Here is a 16,841-nt window from a genome sequence, read left to right as displayed (position 1 = left end):
TGGGCTGCGCGCATCGCCCCTGCGGGAGGTTATCCCCGTCATCGAGCGACCCTCAGACGCGCAGGCGGTGCAGATCCTCGGGGGCATTCACGTTGACCAGCCAGTCCGGCTCGGAGACCGAGATGCGGTAGGTGGTCAGCGCGTCGAGCGCCGCGGTCATCCGCCGCTCACCGGTGGCGACCACGTCGGCAATCACCCCGGCGGCATCGGTGCGGTAGATGCCGGCCATCGGATGGTCTCGCTGGTTGTCGTGGGCGATGACCGCCTGTGCCGACGGTGTGACGCCGGTGAGCAGTTCGTCGATGAGTTCCGCCGAGATCAGCGGCATGTCGGTCGCACAGACGAAGGCCAGTTCGGCTCCTCCGGCGGCTGCGGCGGACAATCCCGCGACCAGGCCGCCAAGCGGGCCTGCGCCCGGCTCCTCGTCGGTGATCCACTGCGCCTCGGGCCCGCCGGTGCCGAACAGACCCTGATACGCCGAGGATTCCTCGGTCGCCACCACCAGAATCGGCTCGCACCGCCCGGCGGCGACCCGCACGATGCGCGCCAGCATCGGCTCGCCGTCCCAGTCGAGTGCCGCCTTGTCCTGACCCATGCGCCGCGACCGTCCGCCTGCGAGGACGATGCCGGCCAGTCGTCCGTCCGACGCTTCGGTTCGGGGTGCGTTGTGTTCCGTGTCTCCCATGCACCCAGTGTGTGGCAACGATCGCCTTTTGGGGTGCAGGATGGGAATCATGAGCAGTTCTCACGGCCCCGACGACCACCAGGTGCACGAACCCGAGTCCGTCCACCTGGGCCATGTGAAGTCGTACGCGGCCGGCGTTCCGGCCGTCGCGGTGGCATTGCGACGCGGGGTCGAGCAGATGGGCCCACTGCGGACGGCCAAGACCCTCACGAAACTCAACCAGCGCGACGGCTTCGACTGCCCCGGCTGCGCGTGGCCCGAGAACCCGGGCCACCGCAAGCACGCCGAGTTCTGTGAGAACGGCGCCAAAGCGGTGGCCGAGGAGGCAACCAAACGCAAGGTGACGCCTGGGTTCTTCGCCAAGCACTCCGTCGACGACCTGCGGACACGGTCCGGGTACTGGCTGTCACAACAGGGCCGGATCACCCATCCCATGTATCTCGCACCCGGCGACACCCACTACCGGGAGATCAGCTGGGACGACGCCAATCGACTTGTTGACGAGGAGATCTCGGCGATGGACTCGCCCGACGAGGCCGCCTTCTACACGTCGGGACGCACCAGCAACGAAGCCGCCTTCGTCTACCAACTCCTTGCCCGCAGCATCGGAACCAACAACCTGCCCGACTGCTCCAACATGTGCCACGAGTCCTCGGGCACGGCACTGGGCGCGTCGATCGGGATCGGCAAGGGGTCGGTCACCGTTCCCGATCTCGAAGCGGCCGATCTGATCATCATCGCCGGACAGAATCCCGGCACCAACCATCCGCGGATGCTGTCGACGCTCGAGAAGGCCAAGCACAACGGCGCCACCATCGTGGCGGTGAACCCGCTGCCGGAGGCCGGCCTCATGCGGTTCAAGGATCCGCAAAAGGTCGGTGGCGTGGTCGGCGCCGGCGCGAAACTCGCCGACGACTTCCTCCAGATTCGGCTCGGTGGCGACATGGCCTTGTTCCGCGGTGTCGCGCGTCTCCTCCTCGACGCCGAACGCGCGGCTCCCGGAACGGTTTTCGACCACGACTTCCTCGACAATCACTGCGCCGGGGTCGACGACTATCTCCGCCTCCTCGAGGACGTCGATCTCGACGAGATCGTGCAGGCCACCGGGCTGACCCGCGGACAGATCGTCACCCTGGCCGAGAAGGTCGCGTCGTCGGACCGGATCGTCCTGTGTTGGGCCATGGGTTTGACGCAGCACCGCCACGGGGTCGCGACCATCGCCGAGGGCACCAACGTCCTGCTGTTGCGCGGAATGATCGGCAAGCCCGGCGCGGGCCTCTGCCCGGTGCGTGGTCATTCGAATGTCCAAGGCGACCGCACGATGGGCATCTTCGAGAAGATGCCCGAGTCGTTCCTCGCGGCCCAAGACGCGGAGTTCGGTATTTCGAGTCCACGCAAACACGGATACGACACCGTCGCCGCGATCGCTGCAATGCACCGCGGCGAGATCCGCCTGTTCATGGCGATGGGCGGCAACTTCGTGTCGGCGGCGCCCGACACCGCGTTCACCGAGGAGGCGCTACGACGCTGCGCCCTGACCGTGCATGTCAGCACCAAACTCAACGAGTCACATCTGGTGACCGGGACGGCAGCCCTCATCCTGCCCACCCTCGGGCGCACCGACAAGGACGTTGTGGACGGTGTGCCGCAACAGGTTTCGGTTGAGGACTCGATGTCGGTGGTACATCTGTCGCGTGGCTCGCTTCCCCCCGCCTCGGATCAGCTGCGCAGCGAGATCGCGATCGTCTGCGACCTCGCACGCACCGTCCTCGGCGACGATCATCCGGTGCCGTGGCGACGGTTCCGCGGCGACTACGACGCCATCCGGGACCGTATCGAGCGGGTCATTCCGGGGTTCGAGGACTTCAACATCCGCGTGCGCAAATCCGACGGCTTCACCCTGCCGCACCCACCGCGGGACGACCGAGAGTTCGACACCCCCAACGGCAAGGCCAACTTCGCGGCGCAACCGCTGGAATGGCTACCGGTACCCGAGGGTCGATTGATTCTGCAGACGATGCGCAGTCACGACCAGTACAACACCACGATCTACGGCCACGACGACCGGTACCGCGGGATCAAGGGCAATCGGCACGTCGTCATGGTCCACCCCGACGACATCGCCGCCTTCGGCCTCACCGCGGGCGACCACGTCGACATCGTGTCGGAGTTCGACGGTCCGGACGGAACCGAGGAGCGCCGCGTCGAAGGCTTCGAGGTCGTCGCCTACGACACCCCGCGCGGAAATGCGGCGGCGTACTACCCGGAGACCAATCCGCTGGTGCCGCTGCGATCGGTCGCCAAGGGATCGAACACACCGGTGTCGAAGGCGGTCGTCATCCGGTTGGAGCGGGTCGGCGACCAGCTTCCACGCTGACCACCCAACGCAAAGATCCCACCGCTACAGCTGTGAGCGGTGGGATCTTCGCAACCCTCGTCTGTCAGGCGCTCTTGTCGCGCCGTTCGTCGCGGTTGTCCTTGCGCGGCACGATGGTCGGCAGGACGTTGTCGCGGACCGTCTCGCCGGTCACCACGACCTTCTCCACGTCGTCGCGGCTCGGGATGTCGTACATCACCGGCAGCAGGACCTCTTCCATGATCGCCCGGAGACCACGAGCGCCGGTGCCCCGGTGGATCGCCTGGTCTGCGACGGCCTCGAGCGCATCCTGAGTGAACTCGAGTTCCACGTTGTCCATGTCGAACAGCCGGGTGTACTGCTTGACGAGCGCATTCTTCGGTTCGGACAGGATGCTGACCAGCGACTCCTTGTCGAGGTTCGTCACCGAGGCGACAACCGGGAGACGACCGATGAACTCCGGGATCAGACCGAACTTGATGAGATCCTCGGGCATCACCTCGGCAAAGTGATCGGTGGTGTCCACCTCGTCCTTGGTGGCCACGTCGTTGCCGAAGCCGATGCCGCGCTTGCCGATCCGCTCGGACACGATCTTCTCGAGTCCGGCGAACGCCCCCGCCACGATGAACAGCACGTTGGTGGTGTCGATCTGGATGAACTCCTGATGCGGATGCTTGCGCCCGCCCTGCGGCGGCACCGACGCCTGGGTGCCCTCGAGAATCTTCAGCAGCGCCTGCTGCACGCCCTCACCGGACACATCACGCGTGATCGACGGGTTCTCGCTCTTGCGGGCGATCTTGTCGACCTCGTCGATGTAGATGATCCCGGTCTCGGCGCGCTTCACGTCGTAATCGGCGGCCTGGATCAGCTTCAGCAAGATGTTCTCGACGTCCTCACCCACGTATCCGGCCTCGGTGAGGGCCGTGGCGTCGGCGATCGCGAACGGCACGTTCAGCATCTTCGCCAGGGTCTGGGCGAGATAAGTCTTGCCGCAACCGGTCGGACCGAGCATCAGGATGTTGGACTTCGCGAGTTCGACGGTCTCGCCGGTCCGCGAATCCTTCTTCTCCCCGGCCTGAATGCGCTTGTAGTGGTTGTAGACGGCCACCGCCAGGGTGCGCTTCGCGGTGTCCTGACCGATGACGTAGTTCTCGAGGAAGTCGCGGATCTCGGCCGGCTTGGGCAGTTCGTCGAGCTTGACGTCGCCGCTCTCGGCGAGTTCCTCCTCGATGATCTCGTTGCACAGATCGATGCACTCATCGCAGATGTAGACGCCTGGGCCGGCGATCAGCTTCTTCACCTGCTTCTGGCTCTTGCCGCAGAACGAGCACTTCAGCAGATCCCCACCGTCTCCGATTCGTGCCATCTCGTGCTGTACCTACTTCCTCGTTCTTCTCGTCACCGCCCCGCCGGGCCTGCCGAGTCGGCAGTCCACTCCGGTGGCGGACACGTGCCGGACGTTGCGTACGCAGGACACGGGCTCACCATCGACGCGCCATTCGCCAGTAACACGACGGTACTCGTGTGCCGCGTGAACTTCGACCGATAACACCAAATGTCGTGACTGTTGTTTGCCTTGTCCGGGCGTCAGGGTCTTCTTCGGTTGGATGTCGCAGACGTCAAGGATGACGCCGTTGCGCACCGCGGTGGCGCACCCGCGTCCCGGCGTGTCGGAACGGCCAGACACCGACGGGCGAGCCACCGAGGTCAGGACGACGACTTCTTCAGCGACTTCTTGCGGTACTCGAACACCTCGTCGACGATGCCGTACTCCTTGGCGGCCTCGGCGGTGAGGATGTTGTCGCGGTCGGTGTCCTTGCGGATCTTCTCTGCGGGCTGCCCCGTGTGCCCGGCCAGGATCTCGTCGAGACGGTTGCGAATGCGCTCGATCTCCGCGGCCTGGATCTCGAGGTCGGAAACCTGACCCTGATATGCGCCGCCGGTGCGCGGCTGGTGAATGAGGATCGTCGCGTTCGGGAGCGCTGCACGCTTGCCTGGCGTGCCGCCGGCCAGCAGGATTGCTGCCGCCGACGCCGCCTCACCCAAGCAGACCGTCACGATGTCGCAGTGCACGTACTGCATGGTGTCGTAGATCGCCAACATGTCCGGCACGCTGCCGCCGGGCGAATTGATGTACATCGTGATGTCCCGGTCCGGGTCCTGCGACTCGAGGACGAGGAGCTGAGCCATCACGTCGTTGGCAACGGTCTGGTCGATGGGCGTTCCGACGAAGACGATGCGCTCTTCGAAGAGCTTTGCGTACGGGTCGTACTGCCGCTGCCCGTTGGGCGTGTGCTCGATGAACTGCGGGAGGATGTAGCGCGCCTCGATGCTCTTGAGCGCGAGTGCCGACGCGGGGATGCCCGCGGCGACCTCTGCGGCGTACGCGTCCGATGTGAAGGAGGTGGTCATCTGATGCTCCGTTGACTAGGTGGTGGGAGTGGGATGCCTGATCGGCCCGGCTCAGGACTGGGAGATCACGTGGTCGACGAGGCCGTACTCCTTGGCCTCGGCCGCGGTGAACCACTTGTCGCGGTCCGCGTCGGCCTCGATCTTCTCCAGGGGCTGACCGCTGAACTCGGCGTTGAGCCGGTTCATCTCCTTCTTGGTGGCCGCGAACTGCTCGGCCTGGATCGCGATGTCGGCCGCGGTACCACCGATTCCGGCGGACGGCTGATGCATCATGATGCGCGCGTGCGGGAGTGCATGACGCTTGCCCTTGGCGCCCGCTGCCAGCAGGAACTGCCCCATCGACGCGGCCATACCCATCGCGTAGGTGGCGACATCGCACTTGGCGAGCTGCATGGTGTCGAAGATCGCCATACCCGCGGTGACCGACCCGCCGGGCGAGTTGATGTAGAGGTTGATGTCCTTCGTCGGGTCCTCCGCGGCGAGCAGCAGGATCTGCGCGCACAGGCGGTTCGCGATGTCGTCGTCGACCTGCGTGCCGAGGAAGATGATGCGCTCACGCAGCAGCCGCTCGAACACCGAATCGGTCAGGTTCAGCCCGGCGACACCTGAACTCATGGTCGGTGTGTGGATGGTCGGCTTGGTCACGGTCCCTACCTTTACCTTGTTGTCGTGATGGCCTGTCGTGCTGATCGGCCGTCCTACTCGTCTGCCCCGTATTCGTCGGCGCCGTACTTCTCTGCGCGGGCCCGCCGGTCCTCGCACCTTCGGCGATCATGTCGTCTTGTCGAGACGTCTCCACCGACACTAGTCAATGCGAGTCGCCCGACACCCCCGCGGACACCGGTCTTCGCTGAGAGCAGAACAGCCGGCCGAGGCGAGTACACGCCCCGAACCGGCTGTTCGGCACCGATGTTCAGTTGTCGGTGTCGGCCGCTGTCTCGTTGTCGGCCGAGGTCTCGTCGTCGGCCGAGTCGCTGTCGTCACCGAAGAATTCGGAGGTGTCGACGGCGGCGCCGGTGGTGTCGGTGACAGTGATGTCCTTGACGATCCCGGCGAGGGCCTTGCCCCGGCGGACCTCGGCGAAGACCGCACCCACCTGATTGGCCTGCGACAGCTGCTGGATGAACTCCTGCGGCTGCATTCCGTAGCGCTGCGCCTGGAAGATGATCTGCTGGGTCAGCTCGTCCTGGCTGACCTGGGTGTCCTGCTGCTCGGCGATCGCGTCGAGCAGGAGCTCCGTGCGGACCGACTTCTCGGCCTCGTCGCGAGCTTCGGCGTCCCACTTCTCGCGCGTGGTGCCCTGTGCCTCGAGGAACTTGGCGAGCTGCTCGTCGTCATGTCCGAGCGCGTGGATGATCTGGTGCTGCTGTCCTTCGATTTGGCTCTCGACAACCTTCTCCGGCAGCGGAACCTCGACCGTCTCGAGCAGCTGCTCGAGCACCTTGTCGCGGATCGCGTTCGCCTGCTCGAGCTTCTTCGAGGTGGCGACCCGCTCGCGCAGACTCTCCTTCAGTTCGTCGACGGTGTCGAATTCGCTAGCCATCTGGGCGAACTCATCGTCGACCTCGGGCAGCTCGCGCTCCTTGACCGAGTTGACGGTCACGGTCACCGCGGCCTCCTCACCGGCGTGATCGCCGGCGACCAGCTTGGTGGTGAACACCTTGGTCTCGCCGGCCGCAAGGCCGACGAGGGCCTCGTCGAGACCGTCGATCAGCTGGCCGGAGCCCACTTCGTGCGACAGACCCTCGGTCGACGCCTCGTCGACGGGCTCGCCGTCGACCTCGGCGGCGAGATCGATCGATACGAAGTCGCCGTCGGCCGCACCGCGCTCGACGCCCTGCAGCGTGCCGAAGCGTGCGCGCAGTCCCTCGAGTTGCTCGTCGACTGCGGCGTCGTCGATCTCGACGGGGTCGACCTCGACCGACAGGGTCGAGTAGTCGGGCAGGGTGATCTCGGGACGGACGTCGACCTCAGCGGTGAAGGTGACGCTCTCGCCGTACTTCAGTTCCGACAGGTCGATCTCCGGCTGGCCGATGGCCTTGGTCTCGGTCTCTGCAACCGCCTCGGAGTACTTGCCCGGAATGGCCTCGTTGACGACCTGCGCAAGGATGGAGTCACGACCGACGCGTGCCTCGATCAGCTTCGCCGGCGCCTTGCCCGGACGGAAGCCGGGAATACGGATCTGCTGGGCCAACGACCGATACGTCCGGTCGAAGTCTGCCGACAGCTCCTCGAACGGGACCTCGACGTTGAGCTTCACTCGCGTCGGGGTGAGTTGCTCGACAGTGCTCTTCACGCCTACTGCTCCTTATGTCTGCTTACGGTGAGAGTCCGTGGGCCGGAGCCGAAAACGGCTGCACCGACCGAGTCGGGATGACAGGATTTGAACCTGCGACCCTCCGCTCCCAAAGCGGATGCGCTACCAAGCTGCGCCACATCCCGTGGACCTGAACTCGCGGGCGTCGACTTGGGTGTCCGACCGCGCTCGTGGGCCAACAGAAGATAGTACGTGGCCTGTCCGCCACGACGAAAAACGGGGCGATTTTTTCCTGCGCGCCGAGCCGGGTACAGTCTCAATCTGCACGCGACGCCAATGGCGATCCCATCCGGCGCCGTATGCACGCGGGTGTAGCTCAATGGTAGAGCCCTAGTCTTCCAAACTAGCTACGCGGGTTCGATTCCCGTCACCCGCTCCATCTGCCACCGCACATTTCCGCGACACGGTCGCCGACACATGCGGCTACTGTGATCTGTGCTACATGCGGCGTACGCTGGGGCCATGTCCTCCAGCCACAGCAAGAGCCAGCGCAAGTGTCCGACGTGCGGCGCGAATCTGTTCGTGCGCCGGGATGTCACCCGTTCCGATTCCGGCGTCGAACGTGTCGACGTGATGCTCGTATGCCGGGACGAATCCTGCTCCGAGCAGGTCCGTCACCTTCGCACGGAGCATCCACAACCCGCCTGACCGATCGTTTGTTCGTTGAACGAGCATTCGCGATGACGCATTGGGTCGAGCTGCGACGCGCACCGCGACACATCGCCGACGCCCCAGAATCCCTTGGTCAATCGACCGAGTTGACATGCTCCCGCTGACCCGGATGATTAGCCGAGTCGGGGGTCTGGATCAACTTCATCGGACCTCGCCCTGGGGGATTTACTCGAGCTCCATTTCTTCCGTCGAACTGCGTCACGACGCCGTCGGCAAACACTGGACGCCCGCGCGTACGTGCTGCAGTCGCGGTCACCGCGTCAGCCGCCCTGCTCGGAGCGGGCCTCGTCGTCGGGACCGGAGGTGCACACGCCGAGAACGTCGCATTGCCGACGCCGCTACCGGACAACTTCTACGCCCAGCCCGCAAACATCGCGAAATACAAGCCAGGACAGATCATTCGGGTTCGCGGGCGGGCCAACCCACCCGCGTTCTTCGACGTCCGGACCTATCAGATCAAGTTCCGCTCCACCGACAGCCAGGGCAAACCGATCGCCGCGGTGACCACCGTGCTGGTGCCGAACAACAAGCGCCCCAACGGTCCACTGCTGTCGTTCGAACACATCGTCAATGCCGTCGGCCTGGAATGCGCGCCCTCGCAGGCACTCTGGACGCAGGATCCCAATCTGACCATCCGGGAGGCACCGGCCCTCAACGTGGTCCTCCGGCAGGGATGGACAATCGCCATCCCCGATCACCTCGGTCCGCGCAGTTCCTACGGAGCCGCCAAACTCGGCGGACAGATCACCCTGGACAACATCAGGGCCGTGCAGGCATTCCGGACGGCAAACGTGGCGCACAGTCGTGTTGCGCTCGCCGGCTATTCGGGTGGCGGGATGGCAGCCGCGTGGGCTGCTGCACTCGCTCCGAAGTATGCGCCTGAACTCAAGCTGGTCGGTGCCGCCTACGGCGGTGTGCCGATGAACCTCATCAAGATGGCCGAGGGTCTCGGGTACACCAATCCGCACCCGGCGTTCGGCCTCGCCTTCGCCGCTGCGATCGGCCTCTCCCGCGAGTATCCGCAGCAGATCCCGATGCTGAAGTACCTTTCGCCCCTCGGCTGGCGGATGTTCTCCGAAATGCGCAACGCCTGCACCAACGACATCCTGCGCATCGGCGCCGCACACAGCGCAAAGCAGGTCGCCACCGGCGGCAAGCAGGTGTTCGAGGACAAGACCGCACGACGCGTCGTCGAGGAGAACAGCCTGTCGTGGTATCCCGGGGTTCCTCGTGTGCCGGTCTTCGAGTGGCACAGCCCCACCGATGTGTTGATCCCGGTGGCGTCGATCGACTACACCAAGCGGCGCTACTGCAGCGCCGGAGCGCGGGTGCAGACCCTGCTGACGCCGTCGCCCGATCATCTCAGTGCGGCTGTCATCGGACTCCTGCCGGCACTGCAGTATCTGACCGATCGCTTCAACGGATTGCCGGCACCCAGTAACTGCTGAATTCCGGCGATCCGGACGCCGACGCTCGGCACGACTTATCTGTGATGACCGTCACATATAAGTCGTGTCGAACGCTCGACCATTGCTTTTGCCAACCAGCACCGGCAATTCGCGATCGAGAGGCCGTCGACCGTCGGTAGCTCTTTGGACCCAAGGCAACAGTTGTGTAACGATGGATCAGCGCTCCCGGGGGGTGCGCACGAGACAATCAACCCCGAATCAGAGGTACGAACTCAGTGCTGACCAAGCCCTCTCGCCGAGCCCGACGTGGGCAGGCCCGACGACTGATCGCGGTGTTCGTCGGTGTGATCGCCATGGCGATCACCCTGCCCGGCATTGCCCAGGCTGCTCCGATCACCGTGGTCCCCGGCCTGCCGCCGGTCAACATTCCCGACGGCCTCAACATCCCGGGACTGCCGACCACGCCGCCCAAGAAGACGACTCCCAAGCCGCCGAGCACCACCAAGACGACTCCCGCAGATCCGGCGGCGCCGAATGTCAAGACTTCCACCGGGTGGATCGCGCTCGCGGATGACGCGACCCACAAGATCACCTGGTGGCGCAACGGCCGCGTGGTGAAGACCATGCCGATTTCCATGGGATCGGCAAAGCACCCCACCGCCAATGGCGTCTACCACACCAAGGAAAAGTACCGCGACATGTACATGGATTCGTCCACGTACGGCGTCCCGGTTGACTCCGCGGAGGGATACCGGACCTACGTCGAGTACGCGACGCGTATGTCGTGGGACGGCATCTTCATCCACGCCGCACCGTGGTCGGTGCAGCAGCAGGGTCGTAGCAACGTGAGCCACGGCTGCATCAACGTCAGCACCGCCAATGGGCAGTGGGTGTTCAACAACATCCCGCGCGACACCCCGATCGTGGTGCGCGGCACCGTCGGTGGACGTTACAACGGCACGTAATCTCCAACATCTCCATCAAAACGGGCGGTCGCGATGCGACCGCCCGTTTTGGGTTACAACGTTTGATCAGGCGGGCGCGCCCGCGTCGAGGTCGAGACGATTACCCACGGATCGCACCCGGGCGATCGCACGCATCTTGTTGACCGCGTCGAGCGCGGCCACCTTGTATCCCTCGGCCAGCGTCGGATAATTGAATACCGCGTCCACCAGGTAATCGACGGTGCCACCGAGTCCCATCACCGTCTGACCGATGTGCACCAACTCCGCGGCGTTGCTGCCAAAGGCGTGCACACCCAGCAGTGTGCGCTCTTCGGCATGGACGAGCAGCTTCAGCAAGCCGTAGGAATCCCCCATGATGGCCCCGCGCGCCAGTTCCCGGTAGCGGGCCACACCGACCTCGAACGGAATGTTCGCGGTGGTCAGCTGATCTTCGGTGCGGCCGACAAAACTGATCTCGGGAATCGCGTAGATCCCGATCGGCTGCAGGTCGACGTCGGTCTCGCCGACCGGTTCGCCGAAGGCGTGATAACTGGCGCGTCGACCCTGTTCCATCGAGGTGGCCGCGAGTGCGGGAAAACCGATGATGTCGCCGACCGCGTAGATGTGCTCGACCTCGGTCCGAAAGTGCTCGTCGACCTTCAGCCGGCCGCGCGCGTCCGCGGTGAGACCGGCGTCGGCCACCCGCAGCTCGTCGGACACCCCCTGTCTGCCTGCGGAGTAGAGAACGGTATCGGCCGGGATTTTCTTGCCCGACGCGAGGATGGTGAGTGTGCCCGACGGGTGCGTTTCGACGGTCTGGACATGTTCGCCGAAGCGGAACGTCACCCCGCGCTCACGCAGTTGGTATTGCAGCGCCTCGACGATCTCCCGGTCGCAGAAGTCCAGCATCGCCGGCCGCTGTTCGATCACGGTCACCTTGGTGCCGAGGGCCGCGAACATGGATGCGTACTCGATGCCGATCACCCCGGCACCGACGACCACCATCGATGCCGGGACCCGGTCGAGGTTCAGAATCTGATCGGAGTCCACGACAGTGGCACCGTCGAACTCGACCGATTTCGGCCGTGCCGGGCGGGTGCCCACCGCGACGACGAACTTGTCGGCACTGACGCGTTTGAGATCACCGGTGGCGTCTTCGATCGCGATCTCGTGCGGACCGGTGAAATAGGCGCTGCCGATGAGCATCGTCACCGAGTTGCGGGCGAGCTGGTTCTGGATGACATCGATCTCCTTGCCCACCACATGCATTGTGCGCGCGGACAAGTCGGTGACCGTGATGTCGGACTTGAGGCGATAGGACTGTCCGTAGAGCTCCCGCTGATTGAGTCCGGCGAGGTAGAGCACCGCCTCGCGCAGCGTCTTCGACGGGATGGTGCCCGTGTTGATACACACGCCGCCCACCATGTCGCGACGTTCGACGATCGCGGCGCGTCTACCGAGTTTCGCGGCGGCAATCGCCGCCTTCTGGCCGGCCGGTCCTGACCCGATGACCACGATGTCGTAATGATCCACTGCACATGCTCCGCTCGAGGAAGATACCCGTGGCCACCATGGCCGTCATCAAGTGTCGCGCAGATGGCCGTGACGCACGACTCGAGCGAGCCGATCGGTCCAGTGGTCAGGCGGCCTCGGGCGAGCGGTGCCCGACATCGGAGAAAGTGACCTGGACCTGCAGCCAGTGTGCCATGACCTCACAGCCCGTCGAACTCGGATCCGTGGCCGACGACCGGCGATACGGTTCGACCTCGTATGACGTGTGGCGACCGCCGGTCCGGTTGCGGAATACCATGCCACGCACCGGGATCGTCGCCGGCAGGTAGCACCGCACCGCGTGCCACGCCGAGGAGAGTCGGACGACGTCCCGGCGCCACTGCGACGGACGCAGCGCCGTGCGGCCGGCATTCTGGAAGGCATTGGTACGCAATAGTTCCCAGCCGTCCCGCATCCACTCCCCCATTCCGGTGAGGCACACACCCGCGGTGAGGTCGGCGATGTCGCGCACCAGCGAGTCGGAGTCTGCGTTGCAGATGACGTCGTCGGCCGCGCCCACCCAGCGTGCCGGGATCTGCGGCGGCAGTTGCGGTCCCGGCCCCGCCACACCCCAGCCTGCGCACCCGGCGACCGCACCCGGGGGTTGGTGCGGGTCGGCGACGAATCCGACGGCGATCACGTTGCGCAGCGCCGGATCGTCCTCGCGGGCCATGGCGTGCAGCGCCGTCCGGATCACCACTGCGCCCTGGGAGTATCCGACCATGGCCACCGGGCCGACGATGCCGGATACCGCCGCACGAAGACTCTGGACACCGATCCCCACGCTGGCCAGGAAACTCATCCCCCCGGCGCGTGGCGCGGGGCCGTAGCTGGCCGGATAGCCCACCCAGCGGCAGTCGAATCGTTCGTCGAGCGAGTCGGCCACCGCGCCCAACAGTCCGGTCACCGAGCTGCGCGTGTCACCCTCGAACGACTCCCCGGTGCCGCCCACGAACAGCACAGTGACGGCCGTCATGTTCGCACCGGGAACCGCGAGATCGACTGTCTCGTCGACCGGTGGGGCGATCACCTCAGGTGCCATGACTCCATGATGGGCACGCTCTGTGAGAAAGTCCCCGGGGCGCGCTGAGTGTTCACTGAGTGGTGCTGCCTTCAACCTGATCGGGGTAAGGGAGATCACCCCCGATCAGGTTGATTAACACGTTCGTAACGCGAAGAATCGGATGGGTAGTCAAGTAGTCGCAGGAGCAGTACTCATCATGTCTTTCGCACGAATCCGTGCCCGGTTCCACAACAACGATCAGCGTCGCCTGTACGCGAGCATCCTTCGCGTCGGGAGTTCGACGCAGCGCGAGGAACTCCTCGTCATGGCCCAGCGCGCCGAAGCGTCCTGACCCGACCCTCGGCGACGCGACTGCGCCGTCAGGTCTGACAGACCGGACACCAGTACAGCTTGCGGCCCTCGAGTTCAGCGATCAGCACCGGCGTCCGGCATACCCGGCATGGTTCGCCCGCACGCCGGTAGACATAGGTACGCGGGCGATCCGCCGCGTACGACGGCGCACCGTGATCGTCCTCCGGCCGCACGACGTGGATACGGCCGCGGCGAACACCGACGCGCATCAGCGTGACCAGGTCGGCCCAGATGGCGTCGAAGTCCTCTCGGCTGATCGACGTCCCCGGACGCATGGGATCGACGCCGGCGCGGAACAGTATCTCCGCCCGATAGACGTTGCCGATCCCGGCGACGACCTTCTGGTCCATCAGCAAAGCGCCGATCGAACGTCGTGAGGCAGTGATCGCGGCCCACGCGCGCTCCGGATCGGCGTTTCGGCGCAACGGGTCGGAGCCGAGACGTGCGAGCAGGGCGTCGAGCTGATCGGCGTCGAAGAGTTCACACGCCGTCGGGCCGCGCAGATCCAATCCCACGTCGGGGCCCTCGATCCGCATCCGCACCGCCCCGACGGGCGGTTCCATCGGCACGGGCGATTCGGTGAACGCACCGTAGAGGCCGAGGTGAATGTGGACGAACTGTTCGCGTCGACCGTCGTCGGTGTAGCGGTGTACGAGGTGCTTGCCCCAGGCGTCGGCCTTCGTGAAAACCAGGCCGTCGACGGCGGCAGCACCGGTGGCGAACCGTCCCTGCGGACTGGTCACCCGGACCTGGCTGCCGCCGAGGAGCTTGGTGTGGCGACGCGCCAGCCGATGAAGTGTATGCCCTTCGGGCACTTAGGAACCCGGGACCGCCGGCGGCTGACCGGTGCGCTCGTACTCGGCGAGGATGTCGATCCGCCGCTGGTGGCGCGGTTCCTCCGACCACGGCGTCGCGAGGAACGCGTCCACGATGGCCAAGGCGTCGTCGAGGCTGTGCATCCGGCCACCGATCCCGATCAACTGCGCGTTGTTGTGTTGGCGAGCGAGCTGAGCGGTCTCGACGCTCCACGCGAGTGCACAGCGTGCGCCGGGCACCTTGTTGGCCGCGATCTGCTCACCGTTCCCGCTGCCACCGAGGACGATGCCCAGGCTGCCCGGGTCGGCGACGGTCCGTAGGGCCGCTTCGATGCAGAACGCCGGATAGTCGTCGGCGGCGTCGTATTCGTGGGCGCCGCAATCGAGGGCCTCGTGGCCGTTGGCGGTGAGATGTTCGGCGATCTGATTCTTGAGTTCGAATCCGGCATGGTCGGCACCGAGGTAGACACGCATGGCGTCACTATAGATTGGTCGGGTGGACGCCCAGTCTCCGATCCCCGAATCACCAATCTCTCCGGCCCCGATCCCGAATGTGCCCGGTGTGGCCGATGCGCCGCCGCCGCAGCCCGGCGATCCGAATCGTCAGTGGCTGGCACCGGCGCGTTTCGCGGCTCGGCCGCGCCTGCATCCGTGGGAGATCCCGATGCTCGTCCTCGTGATCCTGACGACGCTGCTGGGCTACGCCCTCATCGTCTTGCTGGTGGCGAGCGGCAGTCTCGACCAGCTGTTCCTCGGTCTTCTGGCCTTCCCGCTGCTGCTGTTCGTCCTGCGTGGTCTGAACTACGCCACACCCCGCGTGAACGGTGTCCAGATGACGCCGACCCAGTTCCCCGAGGGATACCGGATGGTCGTCGAGGCCGCCGCCCGGTTCGGTCTGGAGTACGTCCCCGACGCCTATGTCGTGCTGGGCAACGGCGCGATCAATGCGTTCGCGTCCGGCCATGGGTTCCGCCGATTCGTGGTGGTGTATTCGGACCTGTTCGAGGTGGGTGGTGCAGCCCGCGACCCGGATGCGCTGCGCTTCATCATCGGCCACGAGGTCGGGCACATCGCCGCAGGGCACACGTCCTACTGGCGTCAGCTGTCGACGATCGTCGGCAGCAACATCCCGGTCCTCGGCTCCGCGTTGTCACGCGCGCAGGAGTACACCGCGGACAACCACGGCTATTACACGCAACCCACCGGCGCCCCCGGAGCGATCGGTGTGCTCTCGGCGGGCAAGTACATGCTGTCGGCCGTGGATTTCGACCAGTTCGCCGACCGCGCGACCCACGAAAAAGGGTTCTTCACCTTCGTCGTCAACGCGATGGCGTCGCACCCCGTCCTGACCTGGCGGGCAGCCGCCCTGCGCAACCGGACCAAGGCCGGATCGATGTGGTTCCGTCCCAAACAGATCGTGCGTGGGGTGGGTAGCGGCAACGTCGTACCGATAGAGCCCCCACCCCACCCCGTCACCACCGCGCCCGGCGCACTCCCCAACGGACTGGAGATGCCACCGCGGTTCTAGGGCACGCCCTAGTCGAATGCAGGATCCTCGTCGCGGCTGCGCTTGAGCTCGAAGAAGTGTGGATACGACGCGAGGGCGACCGCACCGTCCCACACCGTGCCCGCAATCTCGCCCCGTGGGATGCGGGACAGCACCGGACCGAAGAACGCCACCCCGTTCACGTGGATCGTCGGGGTGCCGACATCGTCGCCGACCTTGTCCATGCCGGCGTGATGACTCTTGCGGATGGCGTCGTCGTACTCGGTGCTGTCCGCGGCCGACGCCAGGGCGGGGTCGAGGCCCAGTTCGGCCAGGGCGCCCGCGATGACGTCGTCGAAGTCCTTGTTGCCCTCGTTGTGGATTCGGGTGCCCAGCGCGGTGTACAGCGGCGCCAGGATCTCGTCGCCCTTCTGCGCTGCTGCGGCGGCGATCACCCGGACGGGGCGCCAGGCCTGCTTCAGGCCCTCGCGGTAGGACTCGGGAATGTCCTTGCCCTCGTTGAGCACCGCAAGACTCATGATGTGGAAGTTCACGTCGATCGGGCGGACCTGCTCGGCCTCCAGAATCCATCGCGAGGTGATCCAGCACCATGGACACAGCGGATCAAACCAGAAATCGACACGGTCCTTGGTGGTCTGGCCCTCTGCTGACATGCGGTCGTCCTCTCCTCGCGGCAAGTACATACTCGGCAAACATGCCCACGGCCATCGCCGCAGACACTCGTCGATGTAACACCGAATGCGGTGTGCCGTGTTCCCGACCGCCCCGATGATGTTTGCCGGGTCGTTAAGCTGGCCG

General features: G+C 65.5%; 16 protein-coding genes and 2 tRNA genes. 7 read left to right on the top strand and 11 right to left on the bottom strand.

What is annotated here, in order from left to right; all coding sequences use genetic code 11:
• Nucleotides 1–52 precede the first annotated feature (52 nt).
• A complete protein-coding gene (gene mobA / locus ACWDTF_RS14865) occupies nt 53–685 on the bottom strand; it encodes a molybdenum cofactor guanylyltransferase (protein WP_240859965.1) in 633 nt (210 codons plus the stop codon).
• A gap of 40 nt (nt 686–725) precedes the next feature.
• Between mobA and ACWDTF_RS14860 the strand changes: the two genes are divergently transcribed.
• Nucleotides 726–3,062 carry an FdhF/YdeP family oxidoreductase gene (locus ACWDTF_RS14860; protein WP_449754595.1) on the top strand — a complete coding sequence of 779 codons (2,337 nt, stop codon included), beginning with the start codon at nt 726–728 and terminating at the stop codon, nt 3,060–3,062.
• 64 nt (nt 3,063–3,126) lie between these two features.
• Here ACWDTF_RS14860 and clpX read toward each other — a convergent pair whose 3' ends face one another.
• From clpX to ACWDTF_RS14835, 5 genes are all read right to left on the bottom strand, one after another.
• On the bottom strand, nt 3,127–4,407 hold the full coding sequence (gene clpX / locus ACWDTF_RS14855; protein ID WP_240859970.1) for an ATP-dependent Clp protease ATP-binding subunit ClpX: 1,281 nt from the start codon (nt 4,405–4,407) through the stop codon (nt 3,127–3,129).
• A gap of 341 nt (nt 4,408–4,748) precedes the next feature.
• A complete protein-coding gene (locus ACWDTF_RS14850) occupies nt 4,749–5,453 on the bottom strand; it encodes an ATP-dependent Clp protease proteolytic subunit (RefSeq protein ID WP_240859972.1) in 705 nt (234 codons plus the stop codon).
• 51 nt (nt 5,454–5,504) lie between these two features.
• On the bottom strand, nt 5,505–6,098 hold the full coding sequence (locus ACWDTF_RS14845; RefSeq protein ID WP_308221059.1) for an ATP-dependent Clp protease proteolytic subunit: 594 nt from the start codon (nt 6,096–6,098) through the stop codon (nt 5,505–5,507).
• Between the two features lie 268 nt (nt 6,099–6,366).
• Complete coding sequence (tig, locus tag ACWDTF_RS14840; RefSeq protein WP_240859974.1) at nt 6,367–7,749, bottom strand: trigger factor; 1,383 nt, start codon at nt 7,747–7,749, stop codon at nt 6,367–6,369.
• Between the two features lie 72 nt (nt 7,750–7,821).
• Nucleotides 7,822–7,895, bottom strand: a tRNA-Pro gene (locus tag ACWDTF_RS14835).
• Between the two features lie 180 nt (nt 7,896–8,075).
• Here ACWDTF_RS14835 and ACWDTF_RS14830 point away from each other — a divergent pair.
• From ACWDTF_RS14830 to ACWDTF_RS14815, 4 genes are all read left to right on the top strand, one after another.
• Nucleotides 8,076–8,149, top strand: a tRNA-Gly gene (locus ACWDTF_RS14830).
• An 83-nt stretch (nt 8,150–8,232) separates the two neighbouring features.
• On the top strand, nt 8,233–8,418 hold the full coding sequence (locus ACWDTF_RS14825) for a hypothetical protein (protein ID WP_240859976.1): 186 nt from the start codon (nt 8,233–8,235) through the stop codon (nt 8,416–8,418).
• A 293-nt stretch (nt 8,419–8,711) separates the two neighbouring features.
• Nucleotides 8,712–9,890, top strand: coding sequence for a lipase family protein (locus tag ACWDTF_RS14820; RefSeq protein ID WP_449754602.1), 1,179 nt, complete (start codon nt 8,712–8,714; stop codon nt 9,888–9,890).
• A gap of 287 nt (nt 9,891–10,177) precedes the next feature.
• Nucleotides 10,178–10,816, top strand: a complete 639-nt coding sequence (locus ACWDTF_RS14815; RefSeq protein ID WP_308221060.1) for a L,D-transpeptidase — start codon at nt 10,178–10,180, stop codon at nt 10,814–10,816.
• 66 nt (nt 10,817–10,882) lie between these two features.
• Here ACWDTF_RS14815 and sthA read toward each other — a convergent pair whose 3' ends face one another.
• Nucleotides 10,883–12,328: a Si-specific NAD(P)(+) transhydrogenase gene (sthA, locus tag ACWDTF_RS14810; protein ID WP_449754594.1), complete on the bottom strand. Its 1,446-nt coding sequence runs from the start codon at nt 12,326–12,328 to the stop codon at nt 10,883–10,885.
• Between the two features lie 106 nt (nt 12,329–12,434).
• Nucleotides 12,435–13,322 carry a PE-PPE domain-containing protein gene (locus tag ACWDTF_RS14805; RefSeq protein WP_240860058.1) on the bottom strand — a complete coding sequence of 296 codons (888 nt, stop codon included), beginning with the start codon at nt 13,320–13,322 and terminating at the stop codon, nt 12,435–12,437.
• A gap of 244 nt (nt 13,323–13,566) precedes the next feature.
• Between ACWDTF_RS14805 and ACWDTF_RS14800 the strand changes: the two genes are divergently transcribed.
• Nucleotides 13,567–13,701 carry a hypothetical protein gene (locus ACWDTF_RS14800; protein WP_276615064.1) on the top strand — a complete coding sequence of 45 codons (135 nt, stop codon included), beginning with the start codon at nt 13,567–13,569 and terminating at the stop codon, nt 13,699–13,701.
• A 28-nt stretch (nt 13,702–13,729) separates the two neighbouring features.
• Here the strand turns inward: ACWDTF_RS14800 and ACWDTF_RS14795 are convergent, their stop codons facing one another.
• Nucleotides 13,730–14,536 carry a DNA-formamidopyrimidine glycosylase family protein gene (locus ACWDTF_RS14795; RefSeq protein ID WP_433259060.1) on the bottom strand — a complete coding sequence of 269 codons (807 nt, stop codon included), beginning with the start codon at nt 14,534–14,536 and terminating at the stop codon, nt 13,730–13,732.
• On the bottom strand, nt 14,537–15,010 hold the full coding sequence (locus ACWDTF_RS14790; protein ID WP_240859985.1) for a ribose-5-phosphate isomerase: 474 nt from the start codon (nt 15,008–15,010) through the stop codon (nt 14,537–14,539).
• 22 nt (nt 15,011–15,032) lie between these two features.
• Here ACWDTF_RS14790 and ACWDTF_RS14785 point away from each other — a divergent pair, with 22 nt between their 5' ends.
• Nucleotides 15,033–16,064, top strand: a complete 1,032-nt coding sequence (locus tag ACWDTF_RS14785) for a M48 family metallopeptidase (protein ID WP_240859987.1) — start codon at nt 15,033–15,035, stop codon at nt 16,062–16,064.
• 8 nt (nt 16,065–16,072) lie between these two features.
• Here ACWDTF_RS14785 and ACWDTF_RS14780 read toward each other — a convergent pair whose 3' ends face one another.
• Nucleotides 16,073–16,696, bottom strand: a complete 624-nt coding sequence (locus ACWDTF_RS14780; RefSeq protein ID WP_240859989.1) for a DsbA family oxidoreductase — start codon at nt 16,694–16,696, stop codon at nt 16,073–16,075.
• Nucleotides 16,697–16,841: the final 145 nt, after the last annotated feature.

It is taken from the genome of Gordonia sp. NPDC003422 (assembly GCF_053588675.1).
The sequence above is the reverse complement of the archived record's forward strand: the minus strand, read 5'-3'. Positions and strand labels throughout refer to the sequence as shown.